At 75.2% G+C, this 26,349-nt stretch carries 12 protein-coding genes; all 12 read left to right on the top strand.

Going from position 1 to position 26,349, the window contains the following annotated elements; all coding sequences use genetic code 11:
• Window positions 1-2 precede the first annotated feature (2 nt).
• The 12 genes from ABD832_RS01010 to ABD832_RS00955 all read left to right on the top strand — a co-directional run bounded on the left by ABD832_RS01010 (window position 3) and on the right by ABD832_RS00955 (window position 26,344).
• On the top strand, window positions 3-10,613 hold the full coding sequence (locus ABD832_RS01010; RefSeq protein WP_344886963.1) for an SDR family NAD(P)-dependent oxidoreductase: 10,611 nt from the start codon (window positions 3-5) through the stop codon (window positions 10,611-10,613).
• Between the two features lie 14 nt (window positions 10,614-10,627).
• Entirely contained in the window at window positions 10,628-13,864 is a 3,237-nt protein-coding gene (locus ABD832_RS01005; RefSeq protein WP_344886961.1) for a type I polyketide synthase, read from the top strand.
• The gene (locus tag ABD832_RS01000) at window positions 13,861-15,816 is read left to right on the top strand and encodes an HAD-IIIC family phosphatase (protein ID WP_344886959.1); all 1,956 of its coding nucleotides are present in this window, start codon (window positions 13,861-13,863) and stop codon (window positions 15,814-15,816) included. The genes ABD832_RS01005 and ABD832_RS01000 overlap by 4 nt, the downstream gene beginning before the upstream one ends.
• A 76-nt stretch (window positions 15,817-15,892) precedes the next feature.
• Window positions 15,893-16,879, top strand: coding sequence for an LLM class flavin-dependent oxidoreductase (locus ABD832_RS00995; RefSeq protein WP_344886957.1), 987 nt, complete (start codon window positions 15,893-15,895; stop codon window positions 16,877-16,879).
• Window positions 16,880-17,062: 183 nt separating this feature from the next.
• Window positions 17,063-18,748 (top strand): ABC transporter substrate-binding protein, encoded by a 1,686-nt coding sequence (locus tag ABD832_RS00990; RefSeq protein WP_344886955.1) that lies wholly within the window; start codon window positions 17,063-17,065, stop codon window positions 18,746-18,748.
• Complete coding sequence (locus ABD832_RS00985) at window positions 18,733-19,728, top strand: ABC transporter permease (protein WP_344886953.1); 996 nt, start codon at window positions 18,733-18,735, stop codon at window positions 19,726-19,728. Before ABD832_RS00990 ends, ABD832_RS00985 begins: the two co-directional genes overlap by 16 nt.
• Before the next feature lie 2 nt (window positions 19,729-19,730).
• Window positions 19,731-20,531, top strand: a complete 801-nt coding sequence (locus ABD832_RS00980; RefSeq protein WP_344886951.1) for an ABC transporter permease — start codon at window positions 19,731-19,733, stop codon at window positions 20,529-20,531.
• A 50-nt stretch (window positions 20,532-20,581) separates the two neighbouring features.
• The gene (locus tag ABD832_RS00975; protein ID WP_344886949.1) at window positions 20,582-22,318 is read left to right on the top strand and encodes a dipeptide ABC transporter ATP-binding protein; all 1,737 of its coding nucleotides are present in this window, start codon (window positions 20,582-20,584) and stop codon (window positions 22,316-22,318) included.
• A 95-nt stretch (window positions 22,319-22,413) separates the two neighbouring features.
• Entirely contained in the window at window positions 22,414-23,601 is a 1,188-nt protein-coding gene (locus tag ABD832_RS00970) for a cytochrome P450 (RefSeq protein ID WP_344886947.1), read from the top strand.
• 6 nt (window positions 23,602-23,607) lie between these two features.
• Complete coding sequence (locus ABD832_RS00965; RefSeq protein ID WP_344886945.1) at window positions 23,608-23,814, top strand: ferredoxin; 207 nt, start codon at window positions 23,608-23,610, stop codon at window positions 23,812-23,814.
• Between the two features lie 71 nt (window positions 23,815-23,885).
• The gene (locus ABD832_RS00960; RefSeq protein ID WP_344886943.1) at window positions 23,886-25,043 is read left to right on the top strand and encodes an acyltransferase family protein; all 1,158 of its coding nucleotides are present in this window, start codon (window positions 23,886-23,888) and stop codon (window positions 25,041-25,043) included.
• Window positions 25,044-25,105: 62 nt separating this feature from the next.
• Window positions 25,106-26,344 carry a cytochrome P450 gene (locus ABD832_RS00955; protein WP_344886941.1) on the top strand — a complete coding sequence of 413 codons (1,239 nt, stop codon included), beginning with the start codon at window positions 25,106-25,108 and terminating at the stop codon, window positions 26,342-26,344.
• Window positions 26,345-26,349: the final 5 nt, after the last annotated feature.

Here is a 26,349-nt window from a genome sequence, read left to right as displayed (position 1 = left end):
CGATGGCGAACGAGGACAGGTTCCGCGAGTACCTCCGGCGCACCACGGCCGACCTGCTGCGCACCCGCGCGGCACTGGAGCAACTGGAGCAGGCCGCACGCGAGCCACTGGCGATCGTCTCCATGGCCTGCAGGTACCCCGGCGGGGTGCGGTCGCCGGAGGAGCTGTGGCGGCTGGTGGAGGCGCGGACCGACGCGATCGGCCCGTTCCCGCGCGACCGCGGCTGGCCGCTGGACGAGCTGATCGACCCCGACCCGGACAGGGAGGGCACCAGCTACGCCTCCGAGGGCGGCTTCCTGTACTCGGCCGCCGACTTCGACCCCGAGCTGTTCGGCGTCAGCCCCCGCGAGGCGCTGACGATCGACCCGCAGCAGCGGCTGCTCCTGCAGACCTCCTGGGAGGTCTTCGAGCGCGCCGGACTGGACCCGCGCTCCCTGTCGGGGGAGCGGATCGGGGTGTTCGTCGGCGTCATGTACTCCGACTACGGCTCCCGTCACACCCGCGCGCCCGAGGGCTTCGAGGGGTTCGTCGGCACCGGCAGCGCCGGGAGCATCGCCTCGGGCCGCGTCGCCTACACCTTCGGGCTGCAGGGACCGGCGGTGACCGTGGACACCGCGTGCTCGTCCTCGCTGGTGGCGCTGCACTACGCGGCGGAGGCGGTGCGCCGGGGGGACTGCGAGATGGCCGTCGCGGGCGGGAGCACGGTCATGGCCACCCCGGCGACGTTCGTCGAGTTCAGCCGCCAGCGCGGGCTGTCCCCGGACGGCCGGTGCAAGGCCTACGCCGCCGCGGCCGACGGCACCGGATGGGGGGAAGGGGTCGGGCTGGTCCTCGTCGAGCGCCTCTCGGAGGCCCGGCGCAGGGGTCACCCGATCGTCGGGGTGCTGCGCGGCAGCGCGGTCAACTCCGACGGCGCGAGCAGCCGGTTGTCGGCGCCCAACGGGGTGGCGCAGCGGCGGGTGATCCTCGACGCCCTGGCCGACGCCGGCGTCGACCCCGCCGAGGTGGACGCCGTCGAGGGGCACGGCACCGGAACCGGCCTGGGCGACCCGATCGAGGCGAACGCCCTCATGGAGACCTACGGCCGGGCCCGCCCGGTGACGGACCCGGTGTGGCTGGGCTCGCTGAAGTCCAACATCGGGCACACCCAGGCCGCGGCGGGCATCGGCGGCGTGATGAAGATGATCATGGCGATGCGGCACGGGGTGCTCCCGGCCACCCTGCACATCGACGAGCCGTCGCCGCACGTCGACTGGGACGCGGGAGGACTCGCCCCGCTCACCGGGCCGAGAGCGTGGCCGGAACGGGACCGCCCGCGCCGGGCCGCGGTCTCCTCGTTCGGGATCAGCGGCACGAACGCGCACGTCGTCATCGAGGAACCGTCCGCGGAACCGCACGAGGAACCGGCCGGGGATCCGCGCGCGGAACCGTCCGCGGCCCTGCCCGGGGAGTCGTCCGAGGCGGCGCGGCCCTCGCGGGCGGACGGGGACGACACCGTGACACCCGCGACACCCGTGACGCCGGTGGTGTGGACGGTGTCCGGCCATACCGAACAGGCGCTGCACGACCAGGTCGCCCGGTTGCGGGCGCACGTGGCGGAGAACCCGGGCCTCGCCCCGGCCGACGTCGCCCACAGCCTCCGTACCGGGCGCGCCGACCTGCCCCACCGCGCGGTGGCCGTCGGGACGGACCTCGGCGGCCTGGCCGGGGAGCTCGCGGCGCTGGAGGAGGGGCTGCCGTCCCGGCGCGCGGTGCGGGACCGGACGGTGACGAACGGGCGGCCGGTCTTCGTGTTCCCCGGCCAGGGGTCGCAGTGGACCGGGATGGCCCGCGAGCTCCTCGCCGGCTGTGAGCCGTTCGGCGACGAGATGCGCCGGTGCGCCGAGGCGCTGGCCCCGCACGTCGGCTGGGACCTGCTGGACGTGGTGTCCTCCGGTGACGAGAGCCTGCTGGGCCGTGTCGACGTGGTGCAGCCTGCCCTGTTCTCGATGATGGTCTCGCTGGCCGCGGTGTGGCGTTCCCTCGGGGTGGAACCGGCCGCGGTGGTGGGGCACTCGCAGGGGGAGATCGCCGCCGCCCACGTCGCCGGGGCCCTGGACCTGGCCGACGCGGCGGCGCTGGTGGCCCGGCGCAGCGCGGCCCTCCTGGACATCGCGGGAACCGGGGCCATGGCGTCGATCGGCCTACCTGCCGAGCAGGTGCGCCGCCGGTTCGGCGGCCGGGACGCGATCGCCGTCGCCGCGGTCAACGGGCCGGACGCGACCGTGGTGGCGGGGGAGGCGGGCGCGGTGCGCGACCTCGTCGCCCGGTGCGAGGCCGAAGGGGTCAGGGCTCGGCTCGTCCCCGTCGACTACGCCTCCCACTCACCGGCCGTCGAGCCGCTGCGGGAGCCCCTGCTCGCCCGGCTCGCCGGCATCCGCCCGCGTACGTCCACGGTCGCCTTCTTCTCCACGGTCACCGCCGCCGGGATCGACACGAGCGCGCTCGACGCCGGGTACTGGTACGACAACCTTCGCCGGCCGGTACGCCTGGCCGAGACCGTCACCGCGCTCCTGGAGGCGGGACACCGCTGCTTCGTGGAGGTCAGCCCGCATCCGGTGCTGGTGGCTCCGCTGCGCGACACCTTCGACGACGCCGGTGTGGACGCGCGGGCGCTGGCCACGCTCCGCCGCGACGACGGCGGGCTGGAGCAGCTGCTCACCTCGGCCGGGGCCCTGTTCGCGGCCGGGGTCCCCGTCGAGTGGGGACCGGCCGCGCGAGGAGGCCGCGTCGCCCTGCCCACCTACGCCTTCCAGGAACGACGGTTCTGGCTCGACACCCGGACCGAGGGGATGCCGCCCGCGACCGGACCGGCCGGGGCGGGCCACCCGTTCCTCGGGGTGGTCGTGGAGCCCGCGGACGGGCGGGCGGTGCTGTTCACCGGGGGCGTCCCCGGCGGGCCGGGCGGCTGGCCCCGCCAGCACCGGCTCGGGGAGCGTCCGGTGCTCGTTGGGAGCGCGCTGGTCGAGCTGGCGCTCGCGGCCGGGGAACGCCTCGGCCTGCCACGGGTGGACGACCTCGCCCTGCTCGCCCCCGTGGACGTGCCGGACGGGCCCGTACAGGTCCAGGTGGAGGTCAACGCCGAGGACGGCGGCGCGGGCGCGACGTTCACGGTGCACACCCGGCCGCTCACGGCGCACACCCGGCGGGGAGTCGAGGACACCGCGGACGGCGCAGACACCGGAAACACCGGAGACGCCACTGAGGACATCGGGGACGCCGCGGAGCCGTGGCTGCTGCACGCCTCGGGCTCGCTCAGCGCGGGCGACCCCGACATCCCCGGCACCCCCGACGCCTCCGGAACTTCCGGCACCCCCGGTGTCCTCGCGGAGGCGTGGCCGCCGCCGGACGCCGAGCCCGTCGACGTGGACGCCGGCTACGCCCGCCTGGCCGACGCGGGCGTGCACTACGGACCCCGTCTGCGCCGCGTACGGGCCGCCTGGCGCTCGGACGGCGCCGTGTTCGCCGAGGTGACCCCGCCGGACGAGAACGAGACCCGGAGCGGCACGGGCGGTGAGGGCGGCGAGGGTTTCGTGCTCCATCCCGCGCTGCTGGACGGGATGGTGCAGGCGGTCTTCCTCGACCGGGCGGCCCGCGCGCACGATCGGGGCGAGCCTCCCGCGACCGTCGTGCCGTTCAGCTGGACCGGTGTGCGGGCGTACGCCGCCGCGACGGGCCCGGTGCGCGTCCGCCTGACCTGGACGGGTCCGGACGCCTTCTCCCTCGTCGCGTCCGACGCCACCGGCCCGGTGGTGCTGACCGTCGAGGAGGTGCGCGTCCGCCCGGCCGCCGGGGAGCCCGGTGACGTGCCGGCTCCCGCCTCCGCTCCCGTCCCCCTGCTGCGCCGTGCGGCGCGGCGGCCCGAGCGGGCCGTTCCCTCCGGCGCCGTACCGGCCGATGCCCTGGCCGGGCTCTCCGGGAGCGAGCGGGAGGAGCGGGTGCTGGACCTGGTCGGCCGGGCGGTCGCCGGCATCCTCGGCTACGAGTCCGCCCGCGACGTCGGCCCGGACCGGCCCTTCCGCGACCTCGGCCTCGACTCCATGACGGGGCTGCGGCTGCGGGACCACCTGAGCCGCGTCCTGGGCCGTCGGCTGCCGAGCACGCTCGTGTTCGACCACCCCAGCCCGCGCGCGCTGGCCCGTCACCTGAGCAGCACCGCGCAGCACGGCCCGTCCCGGGCCGTGGCCCGGCGCGGGCGCACGGCCGAGGACCCGATCGCGATCGTCGCGATGGCCTGCCGCTACCCGGGCGGCGTCAGCACCCCCGAGCAGCTGTGGGAGCTGCTGGAGTCGGGCCGGGACGCGGTCGGGCCGTTCCCCGGCGACCGGGGCTGGGACCTGGGCAGGCTGTTCGACGACGACCCGGATCGGCCGGGGACGTCCTACGCGCGCGACGGCGGGTTCATCCACGAGGCCGCCGAGTTCGACGCGGACTTCTTCGAGATGAACCCGCGCGAGGCCAAGGCCGCCGACCCGCAGCAGCGGCTGCTGCTGGAGACCTCGTGGGAGGCCTTCCAGCGTGCGGGCATCGACCCGGCCGGCCTGCGCGGCTCCCGTACCGGCGTCTACGTCGGCCTGATCTACACCGAGTACGGCGGCCGGGCGCAGGACGACCCGCGCGAGTACGGCGGGTACCTGGGCACCGGCAGCGCCGGGAGCGTGGCGTCGGGCCGGATCGCCTACACCTACGGCCTGCAGGGACCCGCGATCACCGTGGACACGGCCTGCTCGTCCTCACTGGTGGCGCTCCACCTGGCGGAGCAGGGGCTCAGAAGCGGGGAGTGCGACCTCGCGCTGGTCGGCGGGGCCACGCTCATGGCGACGCCCGCCACCTTCGTGGAGTTCAGCCGCCAGCGCGGGCTCTCCCCGGACGGACGCTGCCGCGCGTTCGCCGACGCCGCCGACGGGACGGGCTTCAGCGAGGGCGTCGGGCTGCTGCTGGTGGAACGGCTGTCGGACGCGCGGCGCAACGGCCATCCGGTGCTGGCCGTGCTCAGGGGGTCGGCGGTCAACCAGGACGGCGCCAGCAACGGGCTCACCGCGCCGAGCGGCCCCTCGCAGGAACGGGTGATCGAGGAGGCCCTGAGCGCGGCGGGCCTGTCCCCGTCCGACGTGGACGCGGTCGAGGCGCACGGCACCGGCACCACCCTGGGCGACCCGGTGGAGGCGCAGGCGCTGCTCGCCACGTACGGGGCGGCGCGCGGGGACCGCCCGCCGCTCAGGCTGGGCTCGCTCAAGTCCAACATCGGTCACGCCCAGGCGGCGGCCGGTGTCGGCGGGATCATCAAGATGGTCAAGGCGCTGGAGCACGGGACGCTGCCGCGCACGCTGCACGTCGACAGGCCGTCCCGTCACGTCGACTGGGACCGGGGCGGTGTCGCGCTGCTCACCGAGAACACGCCCTGGCCCGCGGGGGAGCGCCCGCGGCGGTTCGGGGTCTCGGCCTTCGGCATGAGCGGGACCAACGCGCACGTCGTCATCGAGGAGCCGCCCGCGCCCGAGGTCGTTCCCCCGGCGGAGCCCGAGCCGTTCGACGGCCCGGTCCCGCTGGTGCTGTCGGCCAGGTCGGCGCGCGCGCTCCGGGGTGAGGCGCGGCGGCTGCGCGCCTACCTGGAACGGCATCCGGACGCCGCCCTGGCCGACGTCGCGGCGGCCCTGGTGACCGGCAGGGCCGAGTTCGGCCACCGCGCGGTCGTCGTGGCCGGCGACCGGGACGAGGCGCTGGCGGGGCTGGCCGCCGTCGCGGACGGGGCGCCGTCGGCCTCGGTGGTGACCGGGCACGCGAGGGAGAGGGATCCGCGCGCGCCGGTCCTGCTCTACCCCGGCCAGGGCACGCAGTGGGAGGGCATGGCCCGCGCGCTGCTGGAGGAGTCCCCGCTCTTCGCCCGGCGGATCGGCGAGTGCGCCGAGGCCCTCGACCCGGTGACCGGGTGGCCGCTGCTGGAGGCGCTGCGCGGCGGCGCCGACCTGGGACGCGTGGACGTGGTGCAGCCGCTCCTGTGGGCCGTGATGACCGGGCTGACCGCGTTGTGGGAGTCGTTCGGCGTGCGGCCCGCCGCCGTCATCGGCCACTCGCAGGGTGAGATCGCCGCCGCGCTCACCGCGGGCGCGTTGTCGCTGCGGGAGGCGGCGGCGGTGGTGGCGCTGCGCAGCCGGGCCATCCGCGCGATCGCGGGCACCGGGGCGATGCTGTCGGTCGCGGCCCCGCACGAGCGGGTACGCGCGGTCCTGGAGGATCTCGGCGTCTCAGGGGACGCGGGGGATGTGGGGGACGCCGGAGACGCTGTGTCGGTCGCCGCGCTCAACGGACCGGCCTCCACGGTCGTCGCGGGCGAGGCCGGGGCGGTGGACCGGGTGCGTCGGCTGCTGGAGGAGCAGGGCGTGCGCGTGCGGCTGATCGACGTGGACTACGCCTCCCACTCGCCCCAGGTCGAGGCGCTTCAGGCGGAGCTGCTGGAGATCCTGCCCCGGCCCGAGCCGGGCCGCGCGTTCACCGCCGCCGTCTTCTCCACCGTCACCGGCGCCGAGGTCGGGCCGGACGACGGCACCGGCTTCGGCGATCCCGGCTACTGGTACCGCAACCTGCGCCGGCCGGTGCTGCTGCAGGCCGCGGTGGAGGCCGCCGCCGCGGCCGGGCACGAGGTGTTCGTCGAGGTGAGCCCGCACCCCGTCGTCGGGGCGGGGGTCCAGGAGATCCTGGAGGCCCTCCCCGGGGTCGAGCGGCCCGCCGTGGTGGGCACGCTGCGCAGGGACGACGGCGGCATGGCACGGGTGCTCACGTCGGTGGCCGAGGCGTGGGTGAACGGCGTCCGGATCGACTGGCCGGGGTACCTCGGGCGCCGGGGGCCGGTGCCGGTCCTGCCGACCTACGCCTTCGACCGGCACCGGTACTGGCTGGACGCGGCACCGGCCGCCACCGGGGTCCCGGCGGGCGCGCGGCCGGTCGCGCATCCGCTGCTGACCACGGCCGTGCGCGCGGCGTCCGAGGACGGGCTGCTGCTGTTCGGCCGGCTCTCCCTGGACGACCAGCCGTGGCTGGGCGATCACACGGTGGACGGCGCGGTCCTGGTCCCCGGCGCGGTCCTCGCCGAACTGGCGGCGCACGCCGGGGAGCTGGCCGGTGTCGCGCGGGTGGACGAGCTGACCCTGCGGCGCCCGCTGGTGCTCGACGGCTCCGGCGCGGCCGAGATCCAGGTGACCGTGGGCCCGGCGGATCCGGACGGGTTCCGCCCGGTCGGGATCCACGCGCGGCCGGCGGACACCGGCGACCCGCTGGGCGCGCCGTGGACGGTGCACGCCGCAGGCTCGCTCGCTCCGCTCACCGGACCCGCCGACCGGCCGGTCGAGGCCGGGTGGCCGCCGCCCGGCGCCGAACCCGTCGACGTCGGCGGCCTGTACGAGGACCTGGCCGCCAAGGGCTACCACTACGGCCCGGCCTTCCGCGGCCTGCGCGGGGCGTGGCGGTCCGGGCAGGACGTCCTCGCGGAGGTGTCCCCGCAGGGCCCGCCCGGCTACCGCGTCGCGCCCACGCTGCTGGACGCCGCGCTGCACGCCGTCGGGCTCGCGGGCCTGTTCCCCGACGACGGCGCCGTACGGCTGCCCTTCGTCTGGCGCGGTTTCACCCGGTACGCCGAGGTGCCCGCGACCGGGACGTCCCCGCTGCGGGTGCGCCTGCGCCGCACCGGGGACGACACGGTCGCGGTCGACCTGTCCACGGCCGGGGGCGACCCGGTGGCGGCCGTGGAGGCCGTGACGTTCCGCGCGGCCGACCCGGCCGACCTCGCCGCGGCGGACGTGGAGGACCTGCTGTACGAGCCGGTCTGGGAGCCCGTCCGTCCCGGCACGGGCGTGCCGCGCGAACGCGTGAGGGTCCTCGCCGGAGGCACCGGGGCCCCCGGGGACGCCGGGGACCCCGATGGCCTGGAGCTGGACGCGCTGCTCGCGGCGCTGGACGCCGGGGAGCCCGCGCCCGAGGTGGTCGTCGTCCCGGCGGGCGGGGAGGCCGGGCCCGTGCCGGAGGCGGTCCGGGCCGCCCTGCTGCGGGTGCTCGGCACGCTCCGCCGGGGGCTGGCCGACGTCAGGCTGGCCGGCACCCTGTTCGTGGTGCGTACCCGCGGCGCGGTGGAGGCGGTTCCCGGTGAGCGCGCCGGTGCCCTCGACGGCGCCGGCGTCTGGGGCCTGGTCCGCGGCGTGCAGGACGAGGAACCGGGCCGGGTGGTCATCGTGGACGTCCCGGACACCACCGACACGACTGAAGCCGGGGACGCGGCCAGGTCGCTCTCGGAGGTCCTGGACGCCGTGGCCTCCGGTGAGCCGCAGATCGCGATCAGGGACGGCGGGCCGCTGGTGCCCCGCCTGCGGCGGCACCGGCCCGACCCGGTACCGAGGGGCGCCGGCAACTGGCGGCTGGAGGCGGCGGGCAGCGGCGTGACCGACGACCTGGCGTACCGGCCCGTCGAGGATCGGCCCCTCGGCCCGGGGGAGGTCAGGGTCGCCGTGCGCGCCGCCGGTCTCAACTTCCGGGACGCGATGCTCGCCCTGGGCATGTACCCGGGCGCGGCGGACCTGGGCACCGAGGGCGCCGGGGTGGTGCTCGCGGTCGGCGACGACGTGACCGGCGTCGGCCCCGGCGACCGGGTGATGGGTCTCATCCCCGGAGGGATCGGGCCGGAGGCCGTCACCGATCACCGCCTGCTGGTGCCGATCCCGGCCGGGTTGTCGTTCGCCCAGGCGGCGACCGTGCCCGCGGTGTTCCTCACCGCCTGCTACGCCCTGCGCGACCTCGCCGATGCCCGCCCGGGGGAGTGGCTCCTGGTGCACTCCGCCGCCGGCGGCGTCGGCGGGGCGGCGATCCAGCTGGCGCGCCACTGGGGGCTGACCGTGTTCGGCACCGCGAGCCCCGCCAAGTGGCCCGCGCTCCGGGACGCGGGGCTGCCCGCCGAGAGGATCGCCGGATCCCGCGACCTGTCCTTCGCCGAGGCGGTGCGGGCGGCGACCGGCGGGCGCGGCGTGGACATCGTGCTGAACTCGCTGGCCCGCGAGTTCGTGGACGCCTCGCTCGAACTGCTCGCGCCAGGCGGGCGGTTCGTCGAGATGGGCAAGACCGACGTACGGGACCCCGACGAGGTCCGTGCCCGGCACGGCGTGCGGTACCGGGCGTTCGACCTGGCCGAGGCGGGACCGGACCGGATCGGCGAGATGCTCGCCGAGCTGGCGGAGCTGTTCGGGAGCGGGGTCCTCACGCCGCTGCCGGTCACCTCCTGGGACGCCGGGCGGGCGGCGGACGCGGTCCGCCACCTCGGTCTCGCCCGGCACGTGGGCAAGGTGGCGGTCCGGATCCCCCGGCCGGTCCGCGCCGACGGCACGGTCCTGGTCACCGGCGCGACCGGCGGCGTGGGCAGGCTCGTCGCGCTGCACCTGGCCAGGGAGCACGGCGTGCGGCACCTGCTGCTGCTGAGCAGGCGGGGCGACCGGGCGGAGGGCGCCGACCGGCTCCGCGAGGAGCTCGGCGCGCTCGGCGCGAGGACGACGATCGTCGCCGCGGACGTGGCGGACGCCGGCGCGCTGGCACGTGTGCTCGCCGGCGTCCCGGACGAGCACCCGCTGACGGCCGTGGTGCACGCGGCCGGGGTGCTGAACGACGCGACGCTTCCCAACCTGGCCCCGGAACGGCTCGACGCGGTGCTGCGGCCCAAGGTCGACGGCGCCTGGAACCTGCACGAGCTCACCAGGGACCTCGACCTCGACGCGTTCGTGCTGTTCTCCTCCGCGGCCGGGATCGTGGGCGGCGCCGGGCGGTCGGCCTACGCGGCGGCCAACGTCTTCCTCGACGCCCTCGCCGGGGTCAGGACCCGTCAGGGGCTCCCCGCCACCTCGATCGCCTGGGGACTGTGGCGGTCCGAGAGCGCCATGACCGGTTCGCTCTCGGCCGTCGACCGGGCCAGGATGGCGCGGTCCGGGCTGTTGCCGCTGTCGGCGGCGCAGGGCCTGGCGCTGCTGGACGCGGCGATGGCGGCGGCGGAGCCGTCGCTGGCCGCGGTCCGGCTGGATCTCGCGCGGCTGGCGGAGATCCCCGACCCGGCCCCGCCGCTGCGGGGCCTGGCACGCGGCCGCGCGGTCCCGGCGAGGGACGGCGACGGCCCCTCCGGGTCCGGGCCGGAGCTGGCGCGGCTGCTCGCCGACGCCGACCCGGCGCGCCGCGAGGAGCTGATGACCGAGACGGTCTTCCGGTACGTGGAGGCGGTCCTCGGGCGGGCTCCCGGGGACGCGGCCGAGGAGGGTCGCAGTTTCAAGGAGCTCGGCTTCGACTCGCTGACCGCGGTCGAGCTGCGCAACCGGCTCGGCGGGGCCACCGGGCTGCGGCTGCCCGCGACCGTCGTGTTCGACCACCCGACCCCGGCCGCGCTGGCCGGCCACCTGCTCGGCCGGCTCGCCCCGGCCACCCCGGAACCGGCCGCCCCCGAACCGGCCCTCCAGGCCCCGGCCGCGCCGGAAGCGGCCGGGCAGGCGGCCGAGGAGGTCCCGGCGACCGCCGAGGAGCTGTTCCGGTTCATCGACTCCGAGCTTCGATCCTAGGGACGGCGGACGGCATGAGTGACGAGAAGAAGCTGGTCGAGTACCTCCGGTGGACGACCGGCGAGCTCGCCCGGGTGAAGAGGGAGCTGGCGGCCCTGTCGAGCCCGGAACCGGTGGCCGTGGTCGCGATGGCCTGCCGCTACCCGGGAGGGGTGCGCTCGCCCGAGGACCTGTGGCGGGTGGTCGCCGACGGCGTCGACACCGTCGGCGAGCCACCGCGGGACCGCGGCTGGGACCCGGTCCTGCGGGAGCGGGCGGGGGCCGGAGGCTTCCTGGAGGACGCGGCCGGGTTCGACGCCTCCTTCTTCGGGATCTCCCCGAGGGAGGCGGTGGCGATGGACCCGCAGCACCGGCAGCTGCTGGAGGTCTCCTGGGAGGCCCTGGAGCGCGCCGGGATCGTCCCGGGGTCGCTGCGCGGCAGCCGGACCGGGGTGTTCACCGGCGTGATCTACCAGGACTACGCGCCCGCGATCGACGACGCACCCCCCGAGCTGGACGGGTACCTCATGACCGGCAACGCGGCGAGCGTGGCGTCCGGGCGGGTGGCCTACACCTTCGGCTTCGAGGGGCCCGCGCTCAGCGTCGACACCGCCTGCTCGTCCTCGCTGGTGGCGATCCACCTGGCCGCCGACTCGCTGCGCCGCTCCGAGTGCGACCTCGCGCTCGCCGGCGGGGTGACGGTGATGGCCACGCCCCGGGTCTTCGTGGAGTTCGCCCTCCAGGGCGGGCTCGCCGCGGACGGCCGCTGCAAGGCGTTCGCCGACGCGGCCGACGGCACCGGCTTCGGCGAGGGCGCCGGGGTGCTGGTGCTGGAGCGGCTCGGGGACGCCCTGCGCAACGGGCACCCCGTCCTGGCGGTGATCCGCGGCTCGGCGATCAACTCCGACGGGGCCAGCAACGGGCTGACCGCGCCGAGCGGGACCGCCCAGGAGAAGGTGATCGGGGCGGCCCTGCGCGGCGCCGGGCTGACCCCGGCCGACGTGGACGCGGTCGAGGCGCACGGGACCGGCACCGCCCTGGGCGATCCGATCGAGGCGGGCGCCCTGATCGCGGCCTACGGCGCCGCCGGCCGGGAGCGGCCGCTGTGGCTCGGCTCGGTCAAGTCGAACCTGGGGCACACCCAGGCGGCGGCCGGGGTCGCCGGTGTGATCAAGATGGTGCAGGCGCTGCGACACGGCGTGCTGCCCGCGACGCTGCACGTGACGGACCGCTCCACGCTGGTCGACTGGTCCGGCGGGGTGGAGCCGCTGACGGGTCCCCGTCCCTGGCCGCCCGGCGACCGGCCGCGCCGGGCCGGCGTCTCCTCCTTCGGGATCAGCGGGACCAACGCGCACCTCATCGTCGAGGAGGCGCCGCCGACCTCCGGCGCGGAGCCACCGACCGACACGGCGGGACCACCGGCAGACGGGACGGAACCGCAGGCCGACGGGACCGGATCGCGGGCCCACGGAACGGGATCGACGGCGGACGGAGCGGAATCACGGGCAGACGGGACGGGATCGACGGCCGGCACGGCAGGGTCGCCCGGCTCCGCGCCGGTGGCCGGGAACGCGCCGGTGGCCGTCCCCTGGATCCTGTCGGCGAAGACGCCCGAGGCGGTGCGCGCGCAGGCCGCCCGGCTGCGCGACCTCCTGCGCTCCGGGCCGGACACGGACCTCGCCGCCGTGGCCCGCACCCTGGCGGGCCGGCGGTCGCGGTTCCGGTACCGGGCGGTGGCGCTCGGCGCCGACGCCGCCGAGCTCGCCCGCGAGCTGGACGCCCTCGCCGGGCCGTCCGCCCCGATCGTCACGGCGCTGCCGGCGCCGAAGGTGGCGTTCGTGTTCGGCGGCCAGGGGACCCAGCGGGCCCGGATGGGACGCGAGCTGCACGAGCGGTTCCCGGTCTACGCCGAGGCGTTCGACACCGCCTGTGTCGCGCTGGACCGGGCCCGGGAACCCCACCACGCCCAGGGCCCGTCCCTGGCCGAGGTGGTGTCCGCCCCGGCCGGCGACCCGCTGAGCGGGTCGCTGCGGCGCACGGAGTTCGCCCAGCCCGCGCTGTTCGCCACCCAGCTCGCGCTCTGCCGGCTCGCGGAGCACCTGGGCCTGGCCGCCCACGCGGTGCTCGGCCACTCCGTCGGCGAGCTCACCGCGGCGCACGTCGCCGGGGTGCTCTCCCTGGAGGAGGCCGCACGCCTGGTCGTGGCGCGGGCCCTGGCGATGCAGGCGGCGCCGGAGGGCGGGGCCATGGTGGCGCTGCGGGCCGCCGAGGCGGAGGTCCGGGCCTCCCTTGCGGATCTGGACGGGCGGGTGTCGGTGGCCGCGGTCAACGGGCCGCGCTCGACCGTCGTCTCCGGCGACGCCGACGCGGTGCGGGCGCTGGCCGCCCGGTGGCGCTCCCGGGGGGTGCGCACCAAGACGCTCGCGGTCGGCCATGCCTTCCACTCGGCGCACATGGACCCCGCGCTGCCCCGGCTGGTGGAGGCCGCGGCGGGACTGACCGTCGGCGACCCCGCGACGATCCTGGTCTCCAACACGACGGGCCGGGTGGCGACCCGGCGGGAGCTGGCCGCGCCGGACTACTGGGCCGCCCAGGTACGCGGCACGGTCCGCTTCCACGACGGCGTCCTCACCCTGCGGGAGCTGGGCGTCGACACCTTCGTCGAGATCGGGCCCGACACCACGACGACCGGCATGATCGCGGACTGCCTGGCCGGTGAGCGGGACGGCACGTCGGCGATCCCGCTGGTGCGGGACCCCGCGGCGGAGGCCCGGTCGGTGCTGCGCGGCGTCGCGCAGGCCCACGCGCGCGGGGTGCGGGTCGACTGGGACAGGGTGCTCGGCGAGGGGCCGGCCGCCGATCCGGCCACCGTGCCGACCTACCCGTTCCGGCACGAGCACTACTGGCTCACCCCGCCGGCAGGACGCGGGCGGGAACGGCCGTCGTACCGGCCCCCGGCGGCGCCGGTCGCCTCGCCCGTGCTCGACGTGCCCGAGGACGAGCGCCACGACGTCCTGGCGTCGCTGGTGCTGACGGCGGTGGCCGACGCGCTCGGGCACTCCCACGGCGCGATCGGCCCGGCGGACGACCTGACCCAGATCGGCATCACCTCGTTCGGCGCGCTGGAGATCGCCGCCCGGCTCTCCCGGGAGATCGGCGTCGACGTGCGGGTGGGGCTGGTGCTCGACCACGGCACCGCAGGCGAGCTGGCGTCGCGGCTGGAGGAACTGCTCGACCCGCGCGACGCGCCGGAACTGGCGGAGAGACGATGACCGTGACGAGCGCCGAGGCACGCGCGCGCCTGCGCTCGCTGCAGCGCGAGGGGACCCTGGCGGCGCGCTACGACGAGGTCGCGCCGCTGCTGGCCGCGATGGACGAGCAGGACGCCGCCCGGTCGGCGCGGCTGCTGGACCGGGTCGACGTGGAGGCCGCCCGCGCGCACCACCCCGGGCTCCCGTCCGTGGCCGTGACCGTCACCGGGCACGGCACGCTCGACGCGCTGCGCACCGCGCTGACCGGCGAGCTGGCCCGCCACGGGTACCTGCCGGACGTCCGGCTCACCGACTTCGGCTCGTACGCGTTCGAGCTCGGCGACCCCGGCAGCGCGCTGTACGCGGGGCGGCCCGACGTGACCGTCTGCGTGCTCGACCACGCGGCCGTGTTCGACGAGGTCGGCGTCCCGTTCACGGTGGACGACGTCGAGCGCGTGCTGGGGGAGAAGCTGGCCCTGTGGCGGCGGCTGGCGGCGCAGTTCGCCGAGAGCGGGTCCGGCACGCTCGTGCTCAACACCGTCCCGCTGCCGCGGACGTGGCAGGCGCAGGTGCTGGACTACCCGTCCAGGGCGCGGCTCGGCGCGGTCTGGCGGAGGGCCAACGCCGAGCTGCTGGCGTTCGGCGAGTCGGCGGGCGCGGTCGTGGTGCTGGACCTCGACCCGCTGCTGACGGCGCCGATCGAGCTGTCCGACCCGCGGTTCGAGGTCTACGCCCGCGCCCACCTGTCGGACGCCCTGCTCGGCGCGTACGCGCGCGAGCTGGCCCACCTGGTACGGGCGCGGACGGGCCGGGCCAGGAAGGTGCTGGCCGTCGACCTCGACCACACGCTGTGGGGCGGTGTCCTCGGCGACGACGGGGTGGAGGGCATCGAGGTGGCCCACGGCCGGCAGGGGGAGGCCTTCCGCCGGTTCCAGGGAGTGGTGGCGCAGCTGCAGTCGCAGGGCGTCCTGCTGGCCGCGGTGAGCAAGAACGACCAGGACACCGTGCTCGCCGCGCTCCGGGAGCACCCCGACATGGTGGTGCGCGAGGACGCCTTCGTCCGGATCCTCGCCAACTGGCAGCCGAAACCGGACAACCTGCGCGTCCTTGCGCGGGAGCTGAACCTCGGCGGGGACAGCGTGGTGTTCGCCGACGACAGCGTCCACGAGTGCGCCGCGGTCGCGGCGGAGCTGCCGGAGACCGCGGTGGTCCACCTGGACGGCGACCCGGCGCTGCACGTGACGCGGCTGCTGGCCGACGGCTGGTTCACCACGAACGAGGTGACCGCCGAGGACCGCGTCCGGACGCGGCGCTACCACGAGGAGACGGCGCGGTCGGAGTTCCTGTCCGCGGCGGGGTCGGCCGAGGAGTTCCTGCGCGGGCTGGAGGTGTCGGTACGGCTGGCGCCGGCCACCGGCGCCGACCTCGCGCGGCTGTCGCAGATCACGCTGCGCACCAACCAGTTCAACCTGACCACCGAGCGCCTGTCCCCGGAGGCGGTGCGCGAGCGGGCGGAGCGGCCCGGTTCGCGGGTGCTGGCGCTGTCGGCGGCCGACCGGTTCGGCAGCAACGGGATCGTCGGAGCGGTCTTCCTGCGGGCGCTGCCGGAGGGGCTGCTGATCGAGAACCTGCTGCTGAGCTGCCGGGTGTTCGCCCGGGGGATCGAGCAGGCGTGCCTGGCCGCGGTGCTCGGCCAGGCACGCGCCGCGGGCTTTCCCGCGGTGCTCGGCCACTACGTGGCCGGCGCGAAGAACGCCAAGGTCGCCGGGCTCTACCCGCACTACGGGTTCACCGTGACGGAGGCGACGGAGCGGTGGTCGCGGTACGCGCACGACCTCGGCGAGATCGTCGGCGTGCCGGACCACCTCACGCTGGAGGTCGCGGGCCGGCTGGTGCCGACCCCGCCGACCCCGCAGGCGCCACCGGTTCCGCCGGACCCGGCCGGGGACGCGGAGGCGGCGTTGACAAGCTGAGGCATCCTCGATTTAACTTGCGGACATAACGTGAGGAAGCCTCCGCATATGCGCGAACGGGATGAAGGAGAGTACGTTGCCTGAGGGAATCAGGGTCTCGGTGCACGACACCGCGCCGGTCTGGCGCGGTGACACGGCGGGCGACGCGCTGCGCCGCTCGGTCGACCTGGCCAAGGCCGTGGAGGCACTCGGTTACCGGCGCTACTGGGTGGCCGAACACCACAACACCCCCGCGCTGGCCGCCTCCAGCCCGGCGGTGCTCGCCGGGCCCATCCTGGAGGCCACCTCCAGCATCCGGGTCGGCTCGGGCGCGGTGCTGCTGCCCAACCACTCGCCCCTGGTGGTCGCCGAGCAGTTCGGGGTGCTGGCCGGCCTCTACCCCGGCCGGGTCGACCTGGGACTCGGGCGCGCCCCGGGCGGCTCGGGCGAGACCGCGGCCCGCATCGGCGACCCGCGCCGGCTGGACTTCGGCGACGCGCTGAACGAGCTGCGCGAGTACTTCGCCGGGGGCAGCGGCGGCGTGCGGGCGATCCCGGAGCCGACGATCGCGCCCGAGCTGTGGATGGTGGGCTCCAGCGCGGGCAGCGCCGCCTACGCGGGCCGGGCGGGCCTGCCCTACGTCTACGCGCACGCCATCGTGGGGGGAGGCGCCCCCGAGGCGCTCGACGCCTACCGCCGGGCCTTCCGTCCCTCGCCGCACCTGGCCGAGCCGCACGCGTGCGTGGCGGTCATCGTCGTCGCCGCCGACACCGACGAGCGGGCCCACCGGCTGGCCGCCTCCTTCGTGTTCGGCCAGATCCTGATGCGCACCGTGGACCCGGCCACCGTGCTGCCCACCGAGGAGGAGACGGCGGCGCACGCGTTCACCCCGCAGGAGGAGCGCTTCCTGCGCGAGCGGATCGAGCCGCAGTTCGTCGGGTCCCCGGACCGGATCACACCCCGCCTGGCCGGGCTGCTGCGCCAGACCCGCGCCGACGAGCTGTTCGTGCTCACCCAGGTGCCCGACCACGCCGCCCGGATCCGCTCGTACGAGCTGCTCGCCAAGATCGTCTCATCCCTGTAGGGCCGCGCGGCCGGTGCGCCCGGGCACCGGCCGGCGCCGTCCTCCCGCCGTCCTCCCGCCGTCCCCGCCGTCTTCTCGTCGTCCCCGCCCGCGTTCAGTCCGGCTTTAGAGCCGCCGAGCACTGTGTGTGCAGCCGGAGAACCGCCTCCGGCGTGAGCCGACGTCTGAGCGATGAGGATGAGGATGGGTGCTGCTACGAGGTTCCGGTCGCGCAAGCCTGCCACCACGGCAGGGGCCGCCGCGTTGATGCTGGCACTGGCCACCGCATGCTCCTCGGGCGCGGACGGCGCCACGACGGGGGGCGGGGCGGCCGGGGACGCGAACGTCGCCGACGCCGCCGCCGCGAAGCCCCGCAGCGGGGGCACGCTGCGCCTGGCCGTCGAGAAGGAACCGGAGTGCCTGGACCCGCACCAGAGCCCCACCGAGTCCGCCCGGGCGCTCACCCGGCCGATCCTGGACTCGCTGGTCCACCAGGACGCCCGCGGGACCGTCCGTCCCTGGCTGGCCACCCGGTGGAAGGTCTCGCCTGACCGGCTGGCCTACACCTTCGAGCTGCGCCAGGGCGTGACGTTCACCGACGGGGAGAGGTTCGACGCCCAGGCCGTGGTCGACAACCTCGACCACGTGGTGGACCCGAAGACGAAGTCGCTGCTGGCCGGCAGCCTGCTCGCGGCCTACCGGTCGGCCAGGGCCGTCGGCCCCTCCACGGTCGAGATCAGGCTGAAGCGGCCCGACTCGGGGCTGCTCGGCGCGCTGGCCCTGCCCAACCTGGGCATCCAGTCGCCCCGCACGCTCAAGGGCTCCCCCTCCGCGCTGTGCGCGAAGATCGTCGGAACCGGCCCGTTCCGCAGCGACACCGGGCTCGTGCCGCAGAAGGGCATCGACTACGTCAAGAACCCCTCCTACGACTGGGCGCCGGAGCCGCACCGCGGCCCGGCGCGGCTGGACCGGATCGAGGTCAAGGTCGTGCCGGACAACTCGGCCCGGCTGGGCGCGCTCACCAGCGGCCAGGTCGACGCGGTCACCGCGCTGTCGCCGACGAGCCTCAACACGCTCAAGGGGCAGCCCGGCTTCACCGTGCACTCGACGCCGTACCCCGGGATCAACTACAGCTACTGGCCCAACACCGCCAAGGGCCCGCTCAGCGACGTGAACGTGCGCAAGGCGCTGCGCGCCGGCATCGACTGGGGACAGATCGTCAAGAACGTCTACTTCGGGGTGTACCAGGGGGCCCGGGGCGTGCTCTCGGCCGGCACTCCCGGCCACGACGCCTCGCTGGCCCCGGCCTACGCCCACGACCCGGCCTCCGCGGCGCGGCTGCTCGACCAGGCCGGCTGGACCGGGCGCGACGAGGCCGGGTACCGGACCAAGGACGGCAAGCGGCTGACGCTGCGCCACATGTGGTCCGACGGGTCCGTGGCCAACCTCGCCACGCAGGTCCAGTCCGCGGCCAAGAGCCTCGGCGTCGAGCTGGTCGAGGAGAACCTCGACGGCGGGACCTTCGTCAAGCGCCTGCTGGACGGCGACTACGAGCTGATCGACACCAGCTTCTCCGCCCCCGGGCCGGACGTGCTGCGCGTCCTGTTCGGCGCGGACAACATCCCCACGCCCGAACGCGGCATCAGCAACAACATGGCCCGTTACGACAACCCCGAGGTGGAGGCCGGCTTCCGGCGCGCGCTCGACGCGAAGGACCAGGCCGGGCAGCACCGCGCCTACGCCGAGGTGCAGAGGCGCATCACCGAGGACGCCGCGGTCCTGCCGATCTACTCGCCCCTGTCCACGGTGACCGTCCGCGAGGGCGTCCGGCAGATCGGCTTCAACGCCGACGGCACCCCCGACCTGTACGGCGCATGGCTGGCGTCCTGAAGACACCCGCGGCCCCGGTGGCGGCCGCGGGCCCCCCGCGCCGCCGTACCGGCGTGGCGCGTCTCGTGCTGGTGCGCGCGGCCGCCTCGGCGGCAGTGCTGTGGGGAGCGGTCACGGCGACGTTCCTGCTGCTGCGGGTGATGCCGGGCGGCACCGCCGACGTGCTGCTCGCCCGGTCCGCCGTGACCCCCGAGGTGCGCGAGCGGATCATCTCCGAATACCGCCTCGACGATCCGCTCGCGACGCAGTACCTGGCCTACCTTGGCAGGATCGCGCGGGGGGAGTTCGGGGAGTCGTACGTGCTGCGCAGGCCGGTGTGGGACGCGATCGGGTCCCAGCTTCCGCACACCCTGCTGCTGATCACGGCGACCCTGCTGGTCACGGTGGCCGCCTCCGTCCTGCTGGCGGTGGTGAGCGCGAACCGCCGCGGGTGGGTGCGCTCGTCGTTCTCCGCGGCCGAGTCGCTGGTGGTGGCGCTGCCGCCGTTCTGGCTCGGGCTGCTGCTGCTGACGGTGTTCTCCTTCACCCTGCACTGGTTCCCGGCCATCGGCTCCTCCTCCCCGTCCGGCCTGGTGCTGCCGACCGTCGCGCTGGCCGCCGGGCCGGTCGCGGTGATGACGGGGGTGCTGCGGGACGGGCTGCTGCGCGCGCTGGAGGAGCCGTTCGTGGTGACCGCCCGCTCGCGGGGCATCGGCGAGCTCGCGCTGCGCCTGCGGCACGTGCTGCGGCACGCGCTGCTGCCCGCCACCACGCTCCTGGGCTGGATCGCCGGCTCGCTCATCGGCGGCGCGGTGATCATCGAGATCGTCTTCTCCCGGCAGGGGATCGGCCGGCTGGTGCTGTTCGCGGTGGAGAACAAGGACATGCCCGTGGTGATCGCGATCGTGCTGCTCACCGCGGCCGTGTTCGTGCTGGTCAACATCGTGGTCGACGTCCTCGTCTGGACGATCGACCCCAGGACGCGAGAGGCGGGGAGCTGAGCATGGCCAAGGGTTTCTGGCCCGGGGCGATCGTGCTGGCGCTGCTGGCCGTGATGGCGCTCTTCCCGTCGCTGTTCACCGGGATCGACCCCGACGCGGCGGACCTGAACGCGACGCTGCGGCCGCCGAGCGGCGCGCACTGGCTCGGCACCGACCAGAACGGCCGCGACCTGTACGCCCGCATCGTCCACGGGGCCGGCCCCTCCCTGCTGATCGGCGCCGGCGCGGTCGCGCTGGCCCTGGTCGCCGGGGTCCTGGTCGGGGTCGCCGCCGCGCAGCTGGGCCGGACCATGGACCAGATGCTCAGCAGGTCGCTCGACGTGATCCTGTCCGTCCCCGGCCTGCTGCTGGTGTTCCTGGTCGTCGCGGTGCTGGGACCCGGCGGCGGCCCCGCCAGCGTGGGCCTGGCGGTGATCTCCCTGCCGGGCTTCGCCCGGGTGACCCGCGCAGAGGTGATCAGGCTGCGCGGGGCGCACTACGTCGAGGCCGCCCACGGGTTCGGCTGGTCGCGGGCCCAGGTGGTCCTGCGGCACATCCTGCCCAATGCGCTCGGCCCGGTCATGGTGCTGGCGACGGTGACCCTGGGCGCGATGATCGTGGCGGGCTCCTCGCTGAGCTTCGTGGGCCTCGGCCCTCAGCCGCCGACCGCGGAGTGGGGCGCGATGCTGGCCGACAGCCAGGAGTTCCTCGCGATCGCCTGGTGGCCGGCGGCGTTCCCCGGAGCCGCCATCACCGTCGCGGTCCTGGCCATAACCGTCGTCGGCGGGCACCTGCAGCGGCGGATCGAACGGGGACGCGCATGAGCCCGGCACCCGGGAACGCGGCGGGACCCGCGGATCGAGCGGAGACGGACATGAGCCCGGCCCCCGGGGAAACGGCGGACATTACAAACACCGCGGACACCGCGGTCCCGGCGGGCGCGGGGGAACTGCTCCGCGTGCGGGACCTCACCGTCGGCTTCGCGACGCGTCGCGGGCACGTCGACGCGGTGCGGGGCGTGTCCCTGCGGATCGACCGCGGGCAGGTGGTGGCGATCGTCGGCGAGTCCGGTTCCGGCAAGAGCGTCACGGCGCGCAGCCTGGTGGGGCTGGCCGGCGACGGTGCCCGGGTGGAGGCCGCCGAGCTCGCCTTCGACGGGCTGGACCTGCGCCGGGTGCGGGGCCGCCGCTGGCGCGCGCTGCGCGGGCGGCGCGTCGGCTTCGTCCTGCAGGACGCCCTGGGCTCCCTGGACCCGCTGCGCCGCGTCGGCGCCGAGGTGGCCGAGCCCCTGCGCGAGCACCGGATCGTGCCGTCGCGGCAGATCGGCGCCGAGGTCGTACGGCTGCTCGGGTCGGCGGGCGTCCCGCTGCCCGAGAGCCGCGCCCGGCAGTACCCGCACGAGATGTCGGGCGGGCTGCGGCAGCGGGCCCTGATCGCCTCGGCCCTGGCCGCGCGGCCCGACCTGCTGATCGCCGACGAGCCGACGACCGCGCTGGACGCGACGGTGCAGCGGCAGGTGCTCGGGCTGCTGCGCGAGCGGGCGGCCGACGGCACGGCGATCCTGCTCATCAGCCACGACCTCGGCGTGGTGACGGAGATCGCCGACCACGTGTACGTGATGAAGGACGGACGCTTCGTCGAGGACGGCCCGACGCGCACGGTGCTCCGGGCCCCGTCCCACCCCTACACCGAGACCCTGGTCGCCGCCGCGCTCGGACGGGGACGCGGGCCCGCCCGGGGCGCGTCCCCGCACGGGCCGGCACCCGCCCCCGACCCTGCCCCCGCCCCCGGCCCGGCTCCCGGGCGGGTGGTGCTGCGCGCCGAGGGCCTGGTCAAGAGGTACAGGCTGCCGGGAAGGGGCGCGTTCACCGCGGTGGACGAGGTGTCGGTCGAGGTACGGGCGGGTGAGACGCTCGGGATCGTCGGCGAGTCGGGGTCGGGCAAGACGACCGTGGGCCGGCTGCTGCTGGGCCTGACCGCGCCGGACGCCGGCCGGGTCGAGGTCAACGGGCGGCCCTGGGCCGAGCTGCGCGGCCCCGGCCGGCGGACGGCCCGCCGCCGGGTCCAGATGATCTACCAGCACCCGCTGTCCTCCTTCGACCCCCGCTACACCGCGCTGCGGCTCCTGGAGGAGCCCCTGCGCGCCGAGCGCGTCCCCGGCACCGAACGCGCGCGGCGGGTGGCGGAGCTGCTGGGGCACGTCGGCCTCGGCGAGGAGGTGCTCGGGCGGCGGGCACGGGAGCTGTCCGGAGGCCAGCGGCAGCGCCTGGCCATCGCGCGGGCGCTCGCGCCGCGGCCGGACGTCATCATCTGCGACGAACCGGTCTCGGCCCTGGACGCGGTCATCCAGGCGCAGGTGCTCGACGTCCTGGCCGACGTCCAGGAAAGGCTGGGAGTGGCCTACGTCTTCATTTCCCACGACCTGGGTGTCGTCCGCAGGATCAGTCATGAAGTGGCGGTGATGAAAGACGGGCGCGTGGTCGAGTCCGGTGACATAAGAAAGGTTTTCGAAGCCCCCGAACATCCGTACACAAAGACCCTTCTGGAGGCGGTTCCCCGACTCCACAGGGCTGGTCCGGCCGATTCACAAGCAATTCTTAAACCACGCTGAACCGGCCTTGCCCCGTATTCCGTTCCTGCCTAGTGTCATTGTCGTCGCACGGCACCGGCGGCGTCCCTTTCTTTTCTGGTCGAAGGATGAAGGAAATGACGGAAGCTCCGCCGTATCCCCAGAAACGCACCTGCCCCTACGAGCCGCCGCCCGGATACCAGGAGATCGGCGAGCGGGGGCCGGTCCTGAAGGTGACGCTCTTCGACGGCCGCGAGGCGTGGATGGTGACGGGGTACCGGGAGTCGCGGGAGATCCTGACCCACCCGAACCTGTCCTCGCAGCGCACCCATCCCGGGTTCCCCATCGTCGCACCCCGGTTCCGCTCGCAGATCGCCCGCAGCCTGGCGCTCATCGCCATGGACCCGCCCGTCCACGACACCTACCGGCGCTACCTCAACCCGCACTTCAGCCTCAAGACGGTCCGCGCGATGCGCCCGGCGCTTGAGGAGATCGTCTCCGGGTTCGTCGACGCGATCATCGACCACGGTCCCCCCGCCGACCTGGTGCCGATGCTCGCGGTGCCGCTCCCGTCCCTGGTCATCTGCCGCCATCTCGGTGTCCCGTACGAGGACCACGACTTCTTCCAGGACGCCAGCGGCAAGGTGATGCTGGGCACCGAGGAGGAGTCGGCCACGGCGGCGCAGGACCTCGTCGACTACATCGACCGGCTGGTGGCCGCGCAGATCAAGGAACCCACCGACGGCCTGCTCGGGACACTGGTGCGGGAGCGGGTCATCCCCGGTGACGTCGGGCACGACGAGCTGGTCTCGATCGCGCTGGTGCTCCTGATCGCCGCCCACGAGACGACCTCCTCGTCCCTGGCCCTGGGCATCATCACGCTGCTGGAGCACCCGGACCAGCTGGCGCGGGTGCTCCAGGACCCCGGCCGGCTGCCCGGCGCGATCGAGGAGCTCCTGCGCTACATCGCCACCACCGACCTGGTCGCGACCCGGATCGCCAAGGGCGACATCGAGATCGCGGGCCACCTCATCCGGGAGGGGGAGGGCGTGCTCGTCTCGGGCACGCTGGCCAACCGGGACGAGCAGGTGCACCGCAGCCCCCACGAGTTCGACGTCCTGCGCGACGACACCCACCACCTCACGTTCGGGTTCGGCATCCACCAGTGCCTGGGCCAGAACCTGGCCCGGCTGGAGCTGGAGGTCGCCCTGCACCAGCTGCTGACCCGCATCCCGGGGATACGGCTCGCCGTGCCCGTGGACGAGCTGCCCATCCTCGGCGCGGGCACCGTGCAGCGGGTGCTGCGGCTGCCGGTCGAGTGGTGACGCCGGATGTGGGTGCGGGCGGACAGGGAGCGCTGCATCAGCGGGGGGCGATGCATGGCCGCCACCTCGGACGTCTTCGACCAGGACGATGACGGCATCGTCGTCGTCCTGGTCCCGCGGCCCGCGCCGCAGCAGCAGGAACGGGTCCGCAGGGCCGCCTTCCTCTGCCCGGCGCAGGCCATCCAGATCAGCGAGGAACCACCACCGGGCTGATGTCGCCCCATGTCCGGGCGGGCCCTGTACGCGGCCGTCCGTACGCGGCCGTCCGGAGAAAGCAGACAGACATGACGCGTTCGACGCACCCGTCGGGGGAGGCCGTGCGGCTTCCCTCGCTGACCGGGATGAGATTCGTGGCGGCGTTCCTGGTGTTCGTGTGCCACGCCTGCGTCCTGGGTTTCTTCCACCCCCAGACGGCCGCCTCCCTGCAGACCTTCGCCTTCGCCTCGGGCTGGCTCGGCGTGGAGTTCTTCTTCGTGCTGAGCGGTTTCGTGCTGACCTGGTCGGCGCGCGAGGAGGCGTCCAGGACGGGCTTCTGGCGCCGGCGCCTGGTCAAGGTCTACCCGGTGCACGTGGTGACCTGGCTGGCCGCGCTCGGCCTGGCCCTGTGGGCGGGCCAGGCCGTGGACCTGCCCCGGCTGCTGCCGAGCCTGCTGCTCGTGCACACCTGGTACCCCAGCATGGACGTGGTCATCACGATCAACGTCGTCACCTGGTCCCTGGCCTGTGACTTGCTGTTCTACCTGGCCTTCCCGTTCCTGTACGCGCTGGTCCGCAAGATCCCCGCCCGGCGGCTGTGGTGGACGGCCGGCGCGGTCGCCGCCGTGATCGCGCTGCTGCCCGCCGTCGCCCTCCTCGCCCTGCCCGGGACGCCCCGGCTGCCCGGCCAGGACATGTCGTTCGTGCAGAACTGGTTCCTGGTCTCCTTCCCCCCGATCCGGGCGCTGGACTTCTTCCTCGGCATCGTCATGGCCCGCATCCTCCTGACGGGACGGTGGGTCCGGCTGGGCATCGGACCGGCGCTGCTGGTCCTGGCGGCCGGGTTCGCCCTGCAGATGTACCTGTGGCCGAGCGTCTACGGGCTCACCGCCACGATCGCCCTGCCGCTGGCCCTGCTGATCGCGGCCGTGGCCGCCGCGGACGAGCGGGGCGCGTCCACGCCGTTCCGCGGCCGGGTCCTGCGCTGGCTGGGCGGGATCTCCTACGCGTCCTACCTGACGCACTTCCTGGTCCTGCACTTCGGGCACGTCGCGCTCGGCGCCGGCCGGACCTGGGACGTGCCGGCCGCGCTCGGCGTCGTCACGGTCCTGTTCGGGGTCACGACGGTGGTGGCGTGGGCGCTGAACCGCCTCGTCGAGGAACCCGCCATGCGCGCCTGGGCCCGTCCCCGTCCGGCCGCCGGCGCGCTGCGGCCGGACACCCCCGCCCCCGAACCGGTGAACTGACCGCCCTCCTCCGCGCCCCCGCGCCGGGGGCGCGGAGACGAAACGACAGGAGGCACCACATCGTGAGCACTCCCATCCCGGCCGAGGACGAACGCCTCTTCGCCTACCCCCAGGACCGCAGCTGTCCCTGGCAGCCCTCCTCCGGTTACCGGGAACTGGGGGAGAAGGGACCGCTGCACCGGGTACGGCTGTGGGACGGGAAGTCCATCTGGATGGTGACCGGGCACGCCCAGGCACGGCGGCTGCTCGCCGACCCGCGCATGTCGGCCGACCGTTCCCGCGACGACTTCCCCGCGGTCCTGCCCCGGCTGGACGCCCCCATCTTCAAGCCCATCGCGATCATCGGGTTCGACCCGCCCGTGCACGACGTCCACCGCCGCCTGCTCGCCCCGGACTTCAGCCTCAAGCAGGCGCGTGCCCTGCGCGGGAGCGTCGAGGAGCTCGCCGGCAGGCTGGTGGAGGGCATGCTCCGCAAGGGGCCGCCCGCGGAGCTGATCGAGGACTACGCGCTGCCGATCCCGTCCATGGTGATCTCGGAGCTGCTCGGCGTGCCCTACGACGACCACGCGTTCTTCGAGGCGATGACGGTGGGACTGCTGCAGGCCAAGAGCGCGGCGGACGCCGAGGCGGCGGGCCAGGCGCTCTGGGACTACCTGGACGAGCTGATCACCGCGAAGGAACGCGAGCCCGGCGGGACGGGCGTGCTGAGCCGGCTGGTGGGCGAGGTCGACGAGGACGGCGACCTGACCCGCGAGGACCTGGTGCGCATCGCGCTGGCACTGCTGATCGGCGGGCACGACACGACGTCGCAGATGATCGCGCTCGGGGTGGTCACCCTGCTGGAGCACCCGGACCAGCTGGCGGCACTGCGCTCCGACCCGGGCGTGCTGCCCGCCGCGGTGGACGAGCTGCTGCGCATGGTGTCGGTGACGGACGTCTCGGGGGTGCGGGTGGCGACCGAGGACATCGAGATCGACGGGTACGTCGTCCGGGCCGGCGAGGGGGTGCTGGTGTCCTCCTCGATGACCAACCGCGACCCCGCGGTCTTCCCCGACCCCTACCGGTTCGACGTCCACCGCGGCGGCGGCCGCAACGCCGCCTCCGGCCGCCACCACCTCACGTTCGGGTTCGGCATCCATCAGTGCCTGGGCCAGAACCTGGCGCGGATGGAACTGGAGGTGGCGTTCTCCGTCCTCTTCGACCGCATCCCGGACCTGCGGCTCGCCGTGCCGCTGGACGGGCTGCCCACCCGCAGCGGAGGCACGATGCAGGGCGTCCACACCCTGCCCGTCGAGTGGTGAGAGGA

The organism is Streptosporangium longisporum (assembly GCF_039534895.1).
Taxonomy (GTDB): Bacteria; Actinomycetota; Actinomycetes; order Streptosporangiales; family Streptosporangiaceae; genus Streptosporangium; species Streptosporangium longisporum.
This window is presented reverse-complemented; position numbering and strand designations above follow the sequence as displayed.

Bases quoted from the DNA above. Each gene is read 5' to 3' on its own strand.
- ABD832_RS01010 (WP_344886963.1), top strand. From the start codon at position 3: ATGGCGAACGAGGACAGGTTCCGCGAGTACCTCCGGCGCACCACGGCC.
- ABD832_RS01005 (WP_344886961.1), top strand. From the start codon at position 10,628: ATGAGTGACGAGAAGAAGCTGGTCGAGTACCTCCGGTGGACGACCGGC.
- ABD832_RS01000 (WP_344886959.1), top strand. From the start codon at position 13,861: ATGACCGTGACGAGCGCCGAGGCACGCGCGCGCCTGCGCTCGCTGCAG.
- ABD832_RS00990 (WP_344886955.1), top strand. From the start codon at position 17,063: ATGGGTGCTGCTACGAGGTTCCGGTCGCGCAAGCCTGCCACCACGGCA.
- ABD832_RS00985 (WP_344886953.1), top strand. From the start codon at position 18,733: ATGGCTGGCGTCCTGAAGACACCCGCGGCCCCGGTGGCGGCCGCGGGC.
- ABD832_RS00980 (WP_344886951.1), top strand. From the start codon at position 19,731: ATGGCCAAGGGTTTCTGGCCCGGGGCGATCGTGCTGGCGCTGCTGGCC.
- ABD832_RS00975 (WP_344886949.1), top strand. From the start codon at position 20,582: ATGAGCCCGGCCCCCGGGGAAACGGCGGACATTACAAACACCGCGGAC.
- ABD832_RS00970 (WP_344886947.1), top strand. From the start codon at position 22,414: ATGACGGAAGCTCCGCCGTATCCCCAGAAACGCACCTGCCCCTACGAG.
- ABD832_RS00965 (WP_344886945.1), top strand. From the start codon at position 23,608: ATGTGGGTGCGGGCGGACAGGGAGCGCTGCATCAGCGGGGGGCGATGC.
- ABD832_RS00960 (WP_344886943.1), top strand. From the start codon at position 23,886: ATGACGCGTTCGACGCACCCGTCGGGGGAGGCCGTGCGGCTTCCCTCG.